Consider the following 13,902-nt stretch of genomic DNA (forward strand, 5'->3'; position numbering starts at 1 on the left):
GCCGAGCTGAAGAACTGGAAGGTTCTGCGCAAGATCAGATCCTGCCCGGCCCGGGCCGCCGAGCTCGTCGCCGCAGTTCAGACCCTCATGATCGCCAACGGATGATCAGGTTGGCAAAGGCTCAGTGGCGCGAATCGAAACGGTACAGCTCATCGACGACCTCGACGGCGCGCCAGCTGATGAGACCGTCGCTTTCACCCTCGACGGGAAGCAGTTCGAGATCGACCTCAATGCGGCCAACGCAGCGACGCTCCGGGACAAGCTCGCCCCGTTCGTGTACGCCGCGCGAACCGCAGGAGGCGGCCGACGCGGACGCCGTCGCGAGGCTGTCACGGGGGCGGGCTCGACCGAGGCTCGGCGCCACAACCAGGCGGTGCGCGTGTGGGCGCGGGAGAACGGATACTCCGTCTCCGAGCGGGGCCGTATTCCTGCCGAGGTCGTCGAGGCCTACCGCGACCACGACTCGAACACCTCGCCGTCCGCGGCGGAGAAGGCCGCGCCGACGACGCGGCCACAGCCCGCCCAGTTCAGCGGATAGTCCCGCGCGCCGGGCTACATCGACGGCGCCCGGGGCGGTCGGTGGTGGTTACACCGAGCCGATGATCGGCAACGTCGGATGGGGCTCGATGGCGAGGATGCACACGGACGAGGTTGAGATCGACGACGACCTCGTCCGCGAGCTGGTCTGGGTGCAGTTCCCGGAGTGGGCCGACCTGCCGGTACGCCGGCTGGTCTCCGACGGGTCGACGAATGCGATCTTCGGGTCAGGACGACGCTCGACGGAGCGGTGTGTCACGGTCACCCGCTGGGCAGGGTCAGGGAGCGCACGGCGGCCGACCGGACGCCGAGGACGATGCCGACCATCAGAATCCCGCTGCAGCACAGGAATGCCATCGGGAGACCGACGACACCGATCAGCGCGCCGAACATCGGGTAGCCGACAGGGCCGATGCCGAAGCTCACCACGCTAACGACGCTCATGACCCTCCCGATGAATGCCGGGTCGGTCTCGTGCTGAATGAACGCGTAGGCGAGGGCGCCGTTCAGCCCCAGCGCCACCCCGATCAGCCCCGACGTAACGATGAAGGCGAGCAGGCCGCCGTCGTACGCAAGACCCGCGATGCCCGCCGCACCGACGAGGAGCGAGATCAGATACGTCACCCCCGCCCGGCGTACCGCGCCGAGCAGGGTAAGCACCAGCGCGCTCACTCCGGCGCCTGCGCCGAACGCGGCGATGGCCCAACCCGCTCCCGCCGGACCCCAGCCGTTCTCGTCGGCGAGTAGCAGCAGTCCCAGGTTGAGCGGAGCGATGCTGCCGATCTCGACCATGGCGAGTGTTAGGACGAGCGAGGCGATGACGGGCCGACTCCTGATGTAGGCGAACCCGGCGACGAGCTGCCGGCCCGGCCCGGCCTGCTCCGCCGGGTGCTCTCCCGTCAGCTGTATCTCCACTGGCGGTTTCTCGAGCGGCACGATGCGTACGTGCCACAACAGCAGCAGTGACGCTCCGAACAGCACGGCGATGAACGAGAAGGCCGCGGCCGACCCGCCCCAGCTCAGAATGGCCCCGGCGAGGGGTGGGCCCACGGTGTTGCCCGTCCGGATGACGAGCACCCGCAGCCCCTGGACGCGGACCAGCTGGTGTGGTTCGCAGATCGCCTGTGGCAGCGCGCCGACCGCTGGCATGAAGAACGCGTCCACGACGCCGAAGAGGACGGCCACCAGGATGAGGATCCACAACCCTGGTGTGGCGAGTACCAGGACGGCGCTGAGCCCCGCGATGATGAGGAAGCGCATGGAGTCGCTGGCGAGGGCGACGGTGCGCGGCCCGAAGCGATCGACGACGACCCCGCCGCCGAGCATTAGGATCGCCCGCGGCACGGCTCCAATGCCTAGCACCAACCCGACTTCGGCGGGGCTGCCGGACTGGGCGGCGGCCCAGCTGAGCGCGAAGAAGTAGGCGCTGTCGCCCACCATGGAGAAGGCGAAGGCGATGAGCCACCTGAACACGTTCCCGTTGATGCGCGCCGTCTCGCCGGAGCCGCTCGCCGGGTGCTCAGGTTCGTCGGTCGGCCCGCCGCCACTCACTGCTCGGCGCGACGCGGGAAGGCCTGGATCTGCAGCCGGACCTGCGCCGCGTCCACCTCGTCGTCGTGGCTATAGCTGCGGACGAGCGCGTGCAGCGCTGTCACGAGCTCCTGGGTCCGCGCCGGGGTCAACCGGAGCTGGAAGTCGCTCAGATCGGCCGACTCTCGCCACGGCTCCGACCACGACGACTCGGTGCGGATCCATCCGTCGAGCGCCTGCATGTGCTGCATAGCCAGTTCGCGCAAGAGAGATGCCGCCGCTCGTGCGACCTCTGGGTCCGGATGATGCATCAGCGAATGGTCCAGACGGGTCTCGCGATCGACGGCCGCCCACCATCGTTCCTTGGCCGTGCCGCGCTGCTGGTCCTCGACGACGAACTGGTGCGCGGCCAACTGCCGGAGGTGGTAGCTCGTGGAGCCGCTGGACTCCGACAGTCGGGCAGCAAGATTCGAGGCGGTGGCGGGACCGTCGTCACGCAGACTTGCCAGGATGGCGAGCCTGAGCGGATGAGCCAGTGCTCGCAGTGATCGCGGGCTGAGATCCCGCAACCCGGGCCGATCGTCCATCTACCGCACGCTACCGATACAAAGACATCTTTGCAAAGGATGCTGCACGATGCCTGCTCAGTGTGGTGTCGTCGACGAGGCGGCGGCCCCACAGGATCGAATGGACCAGTGCCCGTTGCACGGTCACCCACTCTCCGTTCTCGCCACAGCTCCTCCGCTGCCCCGCACTCCTCCTCGACGTACCCGCCGGTCCACGCCTCCGCCCCCGCCGCATAGCCCCCGCGCGGGTTTGTCCGCCGAGCCTGGATTGGCCCGCACCGTGATGCCGGCGTGCTGATCGATCGTCGTCACGGCGTGACGACCTTGTCGTAATCGGGTGCCGGCTCCGCCGTCGGACAGTAGCGTTGCGGACAGAATCGGGAACGGCACGCGTCTGGTGGCTGGGTAGGCGCGTCTCTTCGCTGTGGCCAGGAGACGCCGATGTCCTACCGTAGATTCTTCCATTCAGCGCGCACGACGTTCCTAGCTCTAGCCCTCATCGGGCGCCTTCCGTATGCGATCGTGCCTCTCGGCACGATCCTGCTGCTGCAGGCGAGTTCCGGCAGCTTCGCCTTCGCTGGGCTCGCCGCGGGCGCGCAGAGCATCGCTATCGCCTTAGGCGGTCTGTGCGTAGGCGCGGTGGCCCGATGGGTCCCGCCGCGCCGGATCGGGTTCTGGGCGGCGCTGCTCAACGCAGCCAGCATCCTGCTATTGCTGCTCGCCAGCCGTGGAGCCGGGCCAGTCGTCATCGTCTGTGCTGCGGTCCTTGTTGGGCTGACTCAACCGCAGGTTGGCCCCTTGGTGCGGGTGCACTGGTCCGGGCAGCTACGTAGCGGCGACGCTCACCTCGTCCGGACCGCGATGTCATACGAGGGGGCCGTTGACGAGACCAGCTTCGTCCTTGGGCCGGCCCTGGTGGGTGTCCTTCTCCTGGCGCCTACCGCCGCGTGGGGGTTCCCGCAGGCAGGCCCGCTACTTGGAGCCGCGGTTCTGCTCGTGGTCGCCGCCGCCCCGCTCGCTCGCCAGTACGCCGACTTGCCCAGCACGGACGCCACTCCCGGGGCCGGTTCCAGCGAGCCCACGACAGGTAGGTCGTCCACGGCCGCCGGGCCGGTCCCGAGCTCGGATGCGGACAGGGCCGGGGTCAGCTTGCACTGGCCGTCGCTGATGACGCTGACCGTGGCGATGGTCAGCGCCGGGGCGATCTTCGGGGCGGTACAGACCGGCGTCGCTGCCTACGCGGCGGCAGAGGGCACCCCTCAGCTGGCAGGTCTGTACTTCGCCGAGCTCGGGATCGGAAGTGCGGTCGCGGGCGCGGCATGTGCCTGGCTGCCTCCAGGGTTCAGCCTCGGTCTACGCCGCTGGCTGTTCCCTCTCGCCCTGGTTCTGGGGATGCTGGTGCTTCTCTGGGGCGCGGCGGCCGGCTTGCTGCCGGTCGCGCTCGCGGTCGCAGGCTTGGCTGTCGGCCCCTACATGGTCACCCTGTACTCGCTGACCGAAGCCCAGACACCGTTGCCGTGCATGGCCACCGCCATGGCCGTGTTGTGCGCTGGCGGACCGATCGGCACCGCTGCGGGCCAGCTTGGCGCTGGTCTGCTCGCCGACCGCCTCGGCGCCACTCCGGCGTTCGTCATCGCCCCGATCGCCGCTGCTCTCGGTATGGCCGCGTCGATCGCAAACATCCGCACAGCTCGTAGTCGGCGGAGTCGAACATCAGGTCGATCACCTAGACAGGCTACCGGCCACTGGGGGTCCGGCCGCTAACGTGCAACCTGCTCAAGCAGCGCTGCGGCGTGAGCAGGGCCAGGTAGTGCGGCCAGCTCGGTACGCAGGCGTTCAGCCTCCTGCCGGTAGGTCGGCACGGCCAGCAGCTCCGTCACCGCGGCGCGGACGTCTGCCGCCGTCGCGGTGACGGCGTCGAGCCTCTGGCCGACGCCGAGCTCCACGCATCGCTGCGCGTTCATCGGCTGGTCGGCACCTATCGGCACCAGCAGTGTGGGCACCCCGTGAGCGAGTGCACCCATCACGCTGCCTGATCCGCCGTGCGAGACCACCACATCGCAGTGCGGCAGCACCTCGTCCTGTGGCACGTACTGGGCGATACGCACGTGGTCCGGCTGCGGCCCGAACTCGGCCGGGTCGATCTGCGATCCCACTGTCATCAGCAGGTTCACCGGCAGCGCCCGCAGTCCGGTGAGCACTCGTTCGTACAGGTCACCGGACTCCACCCCGAACTCGGTGCCCAGCGTGAAGTAGATGACCGGCGCATCGGGGCGCACTCTTGCCCAGTCCGGCCGGGGCCCGGGTGGGCGAGGTAGGGGTGGCCGGACCGCGTGCTCTGTGCCATGCCGCCATGACTCCGGTGCGCGAAAAGTTGGCGGGAATGGTGAGAGGCGCAGGTGTCGGCCAAGCATGGTCAGATTCGGATCGGCCGCCAATCCATATTCGGCCCGGATCTCCCGCAGTGGTTCGCCGACCACGTCGGGGCGGATCTGCAGACCTGTCGCCGAAACCAGAACACTCGCATGTGGCAGGCCGCACCGCTCAGCGGTCAGCATCGTCGCAAAGTCAAACTCGTCGCACACCGCCAGATCAGGCTTCCAGTCGTACAGCAGCGGTCCCACCAGCGGCAAGCGGAGCCTGGTTGCCCGACGGGCGAAGTTTTCCCGTACTTCATCGTCGGATTGCTCGGCATCCGCCACTCTCAACGGTGCCCGCCCGCGTGGCCTGGCGGCCGGCCGGTGCCCGAGCTGGTGGAACGAAAACCCGGCATTCTCGACTAGTCCGCGTAGAGACGCAGATGTCGCCCACAAGACGGTGTGTCCGGCATCAACGACCGCCCGTGAGATTGACAGCAGCGGGTTAAGGTGTCCGGGACCACCGATACAAGTGAACAGAATGCGCACCGCAGCACACTTTCAGCCACGTCGAGCCACCACAAGGCGCGTCGACCTGGAGAAGTACAGCCCGCCCGATTTGCCGGTAACCGCTCGTATTCGATCTAGCGGTATCCCCGTCCTCGACGGCGCTATGGGCGGCCAGTCGCGAGAGCGTTCGACTCGGCGTCGGGACGTGGCTCCAATCTCGGTGGACCGCGTCGGTCGGGCTGGACGATCGTGAGTCTCGTGGGCCAACGAGAGCTGATCATCAACGTCGACGACATCGGGCTCCATGAGGGTGCGGTCGAGGCGGCCATGGAGACGATCACTCGTGGGGTCGCCGCGTCGGGCAGTGTCATGGTGTTGTGCCCAGCGGCGGACGCCGCGCTCGACCTGCTAACCGATCATCCGGAGGTGCCGGTGGGGGTCCACCTCACCCTGACGGCGGACTTCCCGGGAGCGCTGTGGTTGCCGCTCACCGCGGGTGCCTCCATCCAGGAGGATGGGCATCTCCTCGGTATCGAGCGGCGCGAGCAGTTGTTGGCGCAGGCGGTTGCCGGTGAGGTGAAGGCCGAGTTCCGCGCCCAGATCGAGGTCCTGCTCGATGCGGGTATCCGGCCGACGCATCTCGACTGGCACTGTCTCGCCGACGGCGGCCGCGACGACATCTTCGATCTGACCCTGGAGCTCGCCGTCGAGTATGACCTCGGCATTCGCGCGTGGACCGATCACGGCCGGGACGCGGTGCGGTCAAGCGGGCGCACCGCCCAGGACCGTCCCTTCCTGGACAGCTTCGCCGCGCCCGTCGAAGGACGGTTGGAGTGGTTCCTCGACCGGATCCGTGAACTTCCTGACGGCCTGACGGAGTGGGCGATGCATCCAGCGCAACCGACATCCTTCGACGGGGGCTCCGACGTGCGGGCCGGCGACCACGAACTCCTCCTGTCCGCACCGATCTGCCAGGCCCTTGACGATGAGGAGATCACCGTCCTGGGACACGGCGATCTCCGGTTCCATCGCCCCTAACGCCCGGTCACCTGGAGTGGAGGCTGGCGAGCGAGGCATATCTGCCGAGCGGAGCGCTGGCGTCCTCGGCGTGGCGCTGGGTGACGCCCGGGTGGTAGCCCAGTTGGGTGGCGACGATAGGCGCCGGAACGCGCTGAACGAGCTCGTTGAGAGCGGTGTTGCGGGCTCCGCGGAGATCTATGCCGAGGTTCCGCAGCTGCTTCATCATCGTGTCGGGTCGGATGTGCCGACCGGCGCGGATGCTCGGGAAGACCCACGGGTTGTCGGAGTTGCCGGTCTGCATGTTCGGGCGGTTCGCCAGGTGCTCAAGGAGGAGCTCAGCGAAGGGCGAGGGGAGCGCGGCGGGTTCTGCGCCGAGCAGGATGGCCGGTCCGTCCGGTGTGGAGAGAATCTGGTCGCGGCGGAGCGCGGCGATGCGGACGATCGGCTGGGCATAGAGCAGCAGCAGGATGGCTGCGACACGGTAGGCGCGGGTGCCGGGTTCGTCCCGCAGGCAGCGAACGAGCCAATCCAGGCGGGTCTGCTCGGTGATCGACGGCGACGATCGGGTCGTTCGACGAGTGACGTGAAGGTCGGGTGCCAGCTTCTGACGGCCGGCCCACCGGATGAAGGTCCGGACGATGTAGCGGGTGGACGGCCCGTCGACCAGCCAGCGGTCGAGCAGGCCCTGCGGGCATGTGGCCAGGGTGACCTCCTGCTCGTCGAGCCAGATCAACAGGCGTCCGATCTCGGTGATCTCTTGCTTGGCGTTGTGGACGCTGCCGCGGACTGGAAGTCCCCGGCTGAGGCGGTTGCGGATCGCACGCAGGTGGTGCCAGGTCGCGTACTGCTCGAGCAGCCGCCGCGCCCAGTCAGGCTCGGCGTCGTCGAGTCGTGCTCGCAGCCAGCGTTCGAACAGGGCCAGGTCCCGGTCGCGTGGTTCGAGCAGTCCGTGGTGGACCAGGAGGTCGCGTAGGTGTTCGATGTCCTTGCCGCTGCCGGCTCGGTCGAACGCCTCATGGGTCGCGGGCAGACTGCCGTCGCCGATCCCGGTGAGGAGCTGCTGGACCCGGGCGCGGCGTTTCCAGGTGTGGATGCTCTCCGGGCGCTCGGCCGCGCAGAGCACGTCGATCAGGCTCGCGGCGACCGGAACGACGTCGGTCGGGTCGTGTGTGAAGAGCGCGGTGAGGTCGTCGCGCAGGGCGCAGCGTGCGCAGAGCCCGCCGCGGCGGTAGTGCTCGGCCTCGACGCCGCAGCGGTGACAGTCCAGGTCGGTGGTGATCCTGGCGCAGGCCCGGCAGAGCTCGTCGTCGCCGGCGCGGCCGGGGAGCATCCGGTGGTGCCCGCAGCGTGCGCAGTTGCCGAAGGTGCGGACGGCGTCGTGGTAGCAGGTGCCGCAGATCCCGCCGTCCGGCCAGCGTGTCCGGAGCTTGCCGGCCGAGCGCCCGCAGCGGTCGCACCGGTGGTCACCGCTGGTGCGCGGACGGCCGCGAGGACGGCGGGCGCCGGGCGTGCCGGATGTCTCGGCGGGATCAGTCATCGCCGGTGATGCGGGCGCGAAGCGGGCGGAGCTCGTTCATCTTCACCACGGTGGGATCGACGGGGTGCTGGTCGCCGGCCGCCCGGCGGCCGCGCTTGGCGTCGGCCGCCGTCACGGTGATCAAGTCCTCGGGGCCGCAGCTGAAGATGTCGCAAAGCGCGGCGACGAGCTTGAGCGAGATCCGCTCCGGGCGCTGGGTGACCACGCGGTAGACCTGCGAGGGCGACAGGTCGATGCCGCGTTCTCGCAGCAGGGGAGCGAGGTCGGTGCTGTTGTGCAGGCCGTGGCGGGCCATCAGCTCGCTGAGCCGCCACTGGTAGTCGACATCGCGCTTCATCGTCGCCGGCCCTCCCGGGATGTGTCAGCTCGGCCGAGGAGAGCCTCGCTGAGGCAGGTGTCGAGCGCGTGGCGCAGGGTGCGGGTGCGGTAGTCGCTGCTCACGCAGCTGTAGATCGCGGTCGTGGAGGCGTGTTCGTGGCCGACCTGGTGCTGCACGAACATCGCGTCGACGCCGTCCTCGAGCAGGTGAGTGACGTAGCTGCGGCGAAACGAGTGCATGTCGAGCCGGTCGTCGAGACCGAGCTCGTCGCGGTAGCGGCGGAACCGCGCGCCGAGAGCTGCTTCCGAAACGAGGGTGCCGCGTTCGGTGGGGAACAGGTCGATGCCGTCGCCGAACAGCGGGAGCCCGTTGGTGATCCAGTGCTCGACGACCTCGGCGGACCAGCCGCGGACAGTGAGCACGCTGCGCCGTTTCGGGGCCGACCCGGTGTGGGCTTTGCCGTAGCGGACCTGCAGCTGGCCGAACCGACCGAACTCGCGGGCGTGCGGGTTGCGGGAGAAGTCCACGGTCTGCAGGTGACGGACCTCGTTGCGGCGCAGTCCCCATGCGTAGGCGACCTTGAACAGGACCGCGTCCCGAAACGCCGGCAGCCAGCCCTTGCGGCCCAGCTCACGGATCCGGGTGACCTCCTGGTCGGCACGGTCGAAGAACGCCTGCAGCTCATCGCGGGTAAACGCCCGTTTGCGCGGGTCCTGCTCGTTGTCCTGGTGATGGCCGGCGCTATTCCAGTCGTGCACGACCTGGCTGGGATGCGTGCCGAACGCCTGCTCGCAGATGGTGTCCCAGCCGTAGCGGGGGTCAGTGAGGTAGTCGCAGAACATCCGCAGGCCGTTCTGGTAAGCGCGCACGGTCGAGCGGCTGAGGTAGTGCTCGGCACGGAGGTCGCCGAAGAACTCATCGACGTGGCTGACCGTCCACGCCCACGGCATCTCGTTGCAATGCTCGATGAACCGGGCGACCACGCGCGCCCGGCTGTCGATGGTCGTGAACGACAGGTTCCGGGACAGCTGCTGGTGCCGCCACCCGGTCAGCATGTCGCCGAGGACCTGATCACCACGGTCGCGCGGGGCGACCCCGCGTAACGGAACAACTTGGCCCATCTCGTCGGAACCCACCAGCACCGCCGCGCATCAGTTGACCGAATCGTGCATCGGATGACCGAAGAGTGCCAGACCGGCAGGTCCCTGGATCATGCGGGGTCGTCGTCTCGGCATCCTGGCGGGCCACTCGTGCACTCAGACGGCCGACGTCCTCGCTGATTCCAGCGTGAACATGCAGACCAGGGCGGCCTCACCGGCAGGCCGGCTGCACCTTCGAGTGGGGCAGGCCGTCGTGCATCAGATGCAATAATACTCACTCCTACTGTCATAATCTCCATTATCGGCTCGACCGTACACACGCTGTCGAGCCCGGTCCCAGGTGTCGGCCGAGGAACTGTCGTCCGGCGTCTCCCTCGTGCTGCGGGACGCCGGTGTGCCCGCCCATGTTGGCGTGTAGCGCCTTCTCCTCGGAGCCGAAGGCGTCGAACAGCTCGAGCGCGCGCTGCCGGTCGTTGCCCTCATCGTCCCACTGCAACAGGACGTGCAGTGGGATCGTGACCTTGCCGGCCTCTTCGAGGACGGTGCGGGGGATGAAGCTGCCGGCGAACAGGATGGCGGCCACGATGCGCGGCTCGACGATCGCCAGCCGGGTGCCGATGGCGATGACCCCGCCCGCGAAGCCCACCGGGCCGCGGATCCCGGGCAGCGCGAGGAGGGCGTCCAGGGTCCGCTGCCATTCGGGGACGGCCTCGTCGATCAACGGCAGGATGAGTCGGTCGATGATGTCGTCATCGACGGGCCGGCCGGCCTGCAGTACCCGGCGGACATCGGCCCGCGCCCCGTCGACGGTGGCGATCGCGGCCCGGCCTCCGCTGCCGGGGAGTTCGATCGTGGCTGCCGCGTAACCCTGCGCAACGCAGTCGCGGGCCCTGGCCACCAGGCGGTCGTGCATCCTGTGCAGTCCGCCGGGGTGCCCGAGCAGGACCAGCGGGACCGGCCCTGTCCCGGTCACGCCCGTCCAGAGGATTCCGGGGATTCTGCCGAGGGTGAACTCGCGCTCGACGACGCCGTCGTCGAGGTGCTGTTCGGAGGTGAACTCCATGGTCGTGCCTTTCGGGAGTGCTCGTGAACGGCGCTCCCGGACGACCTATCGTCCGACCGTGACCCCTGAGGGGAGCACCCATGTCGAATCGTTCACGGGTACCACCTCCTCGGTCTCCTGCACGGTCGGCGGCACAGTAACAGTGGTCAACTCGGCACCGCGAGAGAATATCCGCGCGGGATGTCCGACGAGGAAGGCCCGGATCGACACGGTACTCGTTTGCTGGCGTGCAGCTCCGAGCTGCTGATGCTGGCCGCGGCCCAGCGCCGCATGCTCGATCAGAACGTGGCGATCGGGTTGACCTGGCTGCCGGAGGTGCCGGCCCGACTGACCCAGCCCGACCCGACGGCTCAGAATGGGTCGATCCTGGTCACGTCGCTTCGGGCGGGTTGTCGTCGTGGCGTGCCAGGAGGTAGCCGGCTGGGGGCTTACCCGGGACGGAGGCGGCGATGCGCATACGGGCGAGCTCGGTGAAGCCGTGTCCTCGCAGTCGTGCGGTGAGCGCGTCGAGGCTCCACAGGAACGCCGGGGAGGCCTTGTGGTCGTAGGGGATCCAGCCCTCAGCCCCGGGAGTGTCGGTGATCTGGACCCCGATGAGCAGGCAGCCACCCGGTGTGATCACCCGGGCGAACTCGGCCAGGACCTCGGGAAGGATCTCCGACGGAGTGTGGATGAGCGAGAAGTGAGCCAGGATTCCGGGAACCGACTCATCCGGTGCGTCGAGTTGGAGGATGGAGCCGATCTCGAAGCGCAGGTCGGGACGATACCGGCGGGCGATCGCGACCATGGCCGGTGAGAGATCGATGCCGTACGTCCGGACGCCGTTGCGGTCCAGGTGGTCGGTCCACTGTCCCGGGCCGCACCCCGCGTCGATCACGGCGCCGTCGGATCCACCGGAGCGGACAAGACCAGCGAAAGCGTTGATCATTGCCGCTGACAGGTTGTCAGTGACTTCATCACCCCGCCGCACCATGTCGTCGTACAGCTCGGCGACGTTGTCGTAGTCCCGGCGCGTCCGCTCCAACACCTCGCGTGCGTTCATGCGGCGCACGCTAGTCAACAGCTCCGACATCGAAGCGCTACCGAGCGGCAGCCATGGTGGGTGGTACTCCTACAGCGTCCTTTCTTGCGACAGAGCCGCGGCAACCCTGGAATAAGAAGCCGACCCGACCGCTGCGGTTTGCAACAACTCCTTGTTGTTGGGACGAGAATTATCTGCTACGTGCGTGCTCCGTTCTTGAGCTGCCAGTCTCTACAGGCATGGTCACCGCCGTATAGCCGAGCCGATCAAGGAGACGTCGTCATGATGGGCACCCACCAGCTGAAGATCGGATTGAGGGTTAGCGATCTACACCGCTCCGCGAAGCTCTACCGCGCGGCCGGGTGTCGTGAGATCCCGAACCAGGACCAGCCCAACCTCCGATACCTCACCTTCGGCCACACCTGGCTGATACTGACCGATCTCCACGCCCACGGCTTCCACTCGGAGGAGCGCGCACAGGCAGCACGAGGCGGGCCGCTCGGGTCGGGAGTCGTGCTTGCGATACCGACCTCGGACCTCGAGGCGATGCACCGCCTCTGGCGCGCCGAGGAACTCCCGATCACGCTGGCGCCCGAGGACGCCGGCTGGGCGCGGATCTTCTACGGACTCGACCCCGATGGCTACGAGGTGATGTTCGAGCAGTTCGCGAACTAACGGCCAATCTGGAGAACCGCGTTGTCAGTGAATACGTCGTCCACGCGGATGTAGGTGGTGATGGTGTCCATGGAGCGGTGTCGGGTCTGGTGGGCGATGGCGCGGTCGGTGGCTCCGCGCAGGTGGGCGTAGGTGACGAAGCCGGCGCGCAGGCTGTGGGCGCTGTAGGGGCCGCCGGGTAGTCCGGCCCGGGCGGTGGCGGCCTGGACGAGGTTGTTGATCGACTCGGGGTGCAGGGGTTGGTCGAGGACGCGGTTGCCGGTGGAGACCTTGCGCAGGATCGGGCCGGTGGTGATGGCGGCCAGGTCGAGCCAGGTCTCCAGGGCGGTGAGCGGGCAGTGGTCGGGGTGCTCGGCACGGGGCAGGCCGATGAGTTCTGCCCGGTCGCCGGTCTGGTTGGTCTTGGAGCGGTGCAGGGTCAGGACGCGGCCGCGGCGTCCGCTGCGAAGTTCGCGTTCAGGGCCCAGCTGTTCGACGGTGAGCGCGGCGAGCTCGGCGCGGCGCAGGGCGCCCCAGAACCCGATGAGCAAGAGGGCGCGGTCGCGAGCGCCGGCCAGCGACTGCTCGTCGGTCCGGTTCTTCCAAGTGCGAGTGGTCGGGCATGCGGCCACGGCCTGGTCGAGCAGGGGCGGCATGAGTGGGGCGGCCTGGTCGGGTGGGGCGCCGTGGCTGCGGCGGATGCCCTCCCAGACGGCGGCGACCCGGGCGGTGACGGCGGGGTCGGGCAGGTCCGCGGCACGGTGGGCGGCGCGGACCCCGGACAGGTGCTTGGCGATGGTGCGGACCTTCGCCCCGGCCTGGGCGAGCGCGACCAGGTAGGCCGAGACCGTCGCCGGCGCGGCCGGTAGCGGTGTCAGGTCGTGGCTGGTGCAGAACGCGGTGAAGCTCGTCCAGACCGAGCGGTAGCCGCGGCGGGTGTTGTGTGCGCGGGCCGCGGCGACGTAGGCGGCCTCGTCCGGCGACAGCGGGGTGTCGAGCGCGGCCGAGGTGTCCGGGACGGCGTCGAGCTCGGCGTGTGGCACCGGCGGAGTCTATCCGCTGCTTGGCGGGATCTTGTCGATGATCCCGCCAAGCGCTGCAGTGTTTCGTACTGTTTCGTCCACGCAGAACACAACTCATAACGATTGACGTAACGATACGTTTCGCGTAGCGTGGTGTCGTGAGCGAGCAGCCCTCTCCGGACGTCCCGGCCGATGACGGCGCGGCGGCCGACATCCGAGCTGACGCCGAGGCCCCGAACGCGGCCGGCGCTCTCGCGACCGAGGGGTCCTCGGGCGGGCCGGCGTGGCGGGCGCAGCTGCGCCGGCCCGATCTGGAGCCGTGCCAGTTCCCGGGCGGGTGCGCGAACACCATGGAGTACGCGGGGTCCGGGCGACGGCCGAAGTACTGCTATCAGGTCGTGGGCGGGGTCATGCACGACCGCGTCAACGCCAAGCGGATCCTCGACGGCGGCGCGCCCGCCCGGCGCCGTGGTGAGGTCGACGACGCTCTGGCCCGCCCGATCGCCCGCGCCGGGCAGAGCGTGACCGACCAGGTCGCCGCGCTCATCGCGCGCCTGGACCACAGCAGCAGCGAGCTGCGCGACGCCCTGGACACGCTCGCCGATCCCGAGGCCGTCGCGGCGGAGATCGCCGCGGCCGGGACGCGCACGGTCTCCGGACGGACCC

Annotated in this window: 14 protein-coding genes; 5 read left to right on the plus strand and 9 right to left on the minus strand. The window is 68.8% G+C overall.

Features of this window, described 5'->3' with window-relative positions; genetic code table 11:
- Nucleotides 1-124: 124 nt before the first annotated feature.
- On the plus strand, nt 125-538 hold the full coding sequence (locus NH602_RS19130) for an Lsr2 family protein (protein WP_253068514.1): 414 nt from the start codon (nt 125-127) through the stop codon (nt 536-538).
- Nucleotides 539-798: 260 nt separating this feature from the next.
- On the opposite strand, the gene NH602_RS19135 is transcribed toward NH602_RS19130, so the two are convergent.
- Nucleotides 799-2,088: an MFS transporter gene (locus NH602_RS19135; RefSeq protein WP_253068515.1), complete on the minus strand. Its 1,290-nt coding sequence runs from the start codon at nt 2,086-2,088 to the stop codon at nt 799-801.
- Nucleotides 2,085-2,654, minus strand: a complete 570-nt coding sequence (locus NH602_RS19140; protein ID WP_253068516.1) for a helix-turn-helix domain-containing protein — start codon at nt 2,652-2,654, stop codon at nt 2,085-2,087. Before NH602_RS19140 ends, NH602_RS19135 begins: the two co-directional genes overlap by 4 nt.
- 501 nt (nt 2,655-3,155) lie before the next feature.
- On the opposite strand from NH602_RS19140, the gene NH602_RS19145 reads away from it, so the two are divergent.
- Nucleotides 3,156-4,397 carry a hypothetical protein gene (locus NH602_RS19145; protein ID WP_253068517.1) on the plus strand — a complete coding sequence of 414 codons (1,242 nt, stop codon included), beginning with the start codon at nt 3,156-3,158 and terminating at the stop codon, nt 4,395-4,397.
- Here the strand turns inward: NH602_RS19145 and NH602_RS19150 are convergent.
- Nucleotides 4,394-5,335, minus strand: coding sequence for a glycosyltransferase (locus NH602_RS19150; RefSeq protein WP_253068518.1), 942 nt, complete (start codon nt 5,333-5,335; stop codon nt 4,394-4,396). The two genes, NH602_RS19145 and NH602_RS19150, sit on opposite strands and share 4 nt — an antisense overlap.
- Nucleotides 5,336-5,758: 423 nt before the next feature.
- Between NH602_RS19150 and NH602_RS19155 the strand changes: the two genes are divergently transcribed.
- The gene (locus tag NH602_RS19155) at nt 5,759-6,538 is read left to right on the plus strand and encodes a ChbG/HpnK family deacetylase (RefSeq protein WP_253068519.1); all 780 of its coding nucleotides are present in this window, start codon (nt 5,759-5,761) and stop codon (nt 6,536-6,538) included.
- A 7-nt stretch (nt 6,539-6,545) separates the two neighbouring features.
- Here the strand turns inward: NH602_RS19155 and NH602_RS19160 are convergent, their stop codons facing one another.
- The 5 genes from NH602_RS19160 to NH602_RS19180 all read right to left on the minus strand — a co-directional run bounded on the left by NH602_RS19160 (nt 6,546) and on the right by NH602_RS19180 (nt 11,581).
- Nucleotides 6,546-8,057 (minus strand): hypothetical protein, encoded by a 1,512-nt coding sequence (locus NH602_RS19160; protein ID WP_253068520.1) that lies wholly within the window; start codon nt 8,055-8,057, stop codon nt 6,546-6,548.
- A complete protein-coding gene (locus NH602_RS19165; RefSeq protein ID WP_253068521.1) occupies nt 8,050-8,394 on the minus strand; it encodes a helix-turn-helix transcriptional regulator in 345 nt (114 codons plus the stop codon). The genes NH602_RS19160 and NH602_RS19165 overlap by 8 nt, the downstream gene beginning before the upstream one ends.
- The gene (locus NH602_RS19170) at nt 8,391-9,512 is read right to left on the minus strand and encodes a tyrosine-type recombinase/integrase (RefSeq protein WP_253068522.1); all 1,122 of its coding nucleotides are present in this window, start codon (nt 9,510-9,512) and stop codon (nt 8,391-8,393) included. The genes NH602_RS19165 and NH602_RS19170 overlap by 4 nt, the downstream gene beginning before the upstream one ends.
- Nucleotides 9,513-9,774: 262 nt before the next feature.
- Nucleotides 9,775-10,539 (minus strand): alpha/beta hydrolase, encoded by a 765-nt coding sequence (locus tag NH602_RS19175; RefSeq protein ID WP_253068523.1) that lies wholly within the window; start codon nt 10,537-10,539, stop codon nt 9,775-9,777.
- A 370-nt stretch (nt 10,540-10,909) separates the two neighbouring features.
- Nucleotides 10,910-11,581, minus strand: coding sequence for a class I SAM-dependent methyltransferase (locus NH602_RS19180; RefSeq protein WP_253068524.1), 672 nt, complete (start codon nt 11,579-11,581; stop codon nt 10,910-10,912).
- Nucleotides 11,582-11,842: 261 nt separating this feature from the next.
- On the opposite strand from NH602_RS19180, the gene NH602_RS19185 reads away from it, so the two are divergent.
- Nucleotides 11,843-12,235 carry a VOC family protein gene (locus NH602_RS19185; protein WP_253068525.1) on the plus strand — a complete coding sequence of 131 codons (393 nt, stop codon included), beginning with the start codon at nt 11,843-11,845 and terminating at the stop codon, nt 12,233-12,235.
- Here NH602_RS19185 and NH602_RS19190 read toward each other — a convergent pair.
- Entirely contained in the window at nt 12,232-13,257 is a 1,026-nt protein-coding gene (locus NH602_RS19190; RefSeq protein ID WP_253068526.1) for a site-specific integrase, read from the minus strand. The genes NH602_RS19185 and NH602_RS19190 overlap by 4 nt on opposite strands.
- Nucleotides 13,258-13,394: 137 nt before the next feature.
- Here NH602_RS19190 and NH602_RS19195 point away from each other — a divergent pair.
- A partial coding sequence (locus tag NH602_RS19195; RefSeq protein WP_253068527.1) for a hypothetical protein occupies nt 13,395-13,902 on the plus strand: 508 nt, incomplete at its 3' end.

Origin of the sequence: Pseudonocardia sp. McavD-2-B (assembly GCF_024124365.1) — a bacterium.
In the GTDB taxonomy this organism is placed as follows: domain Bacteria; phylum Actinomycetota; class Actinomycetes; order Mycobacteriales; family Pseudonocardiaceae; genus Pseudonocardia; species Pseudonocardia alni.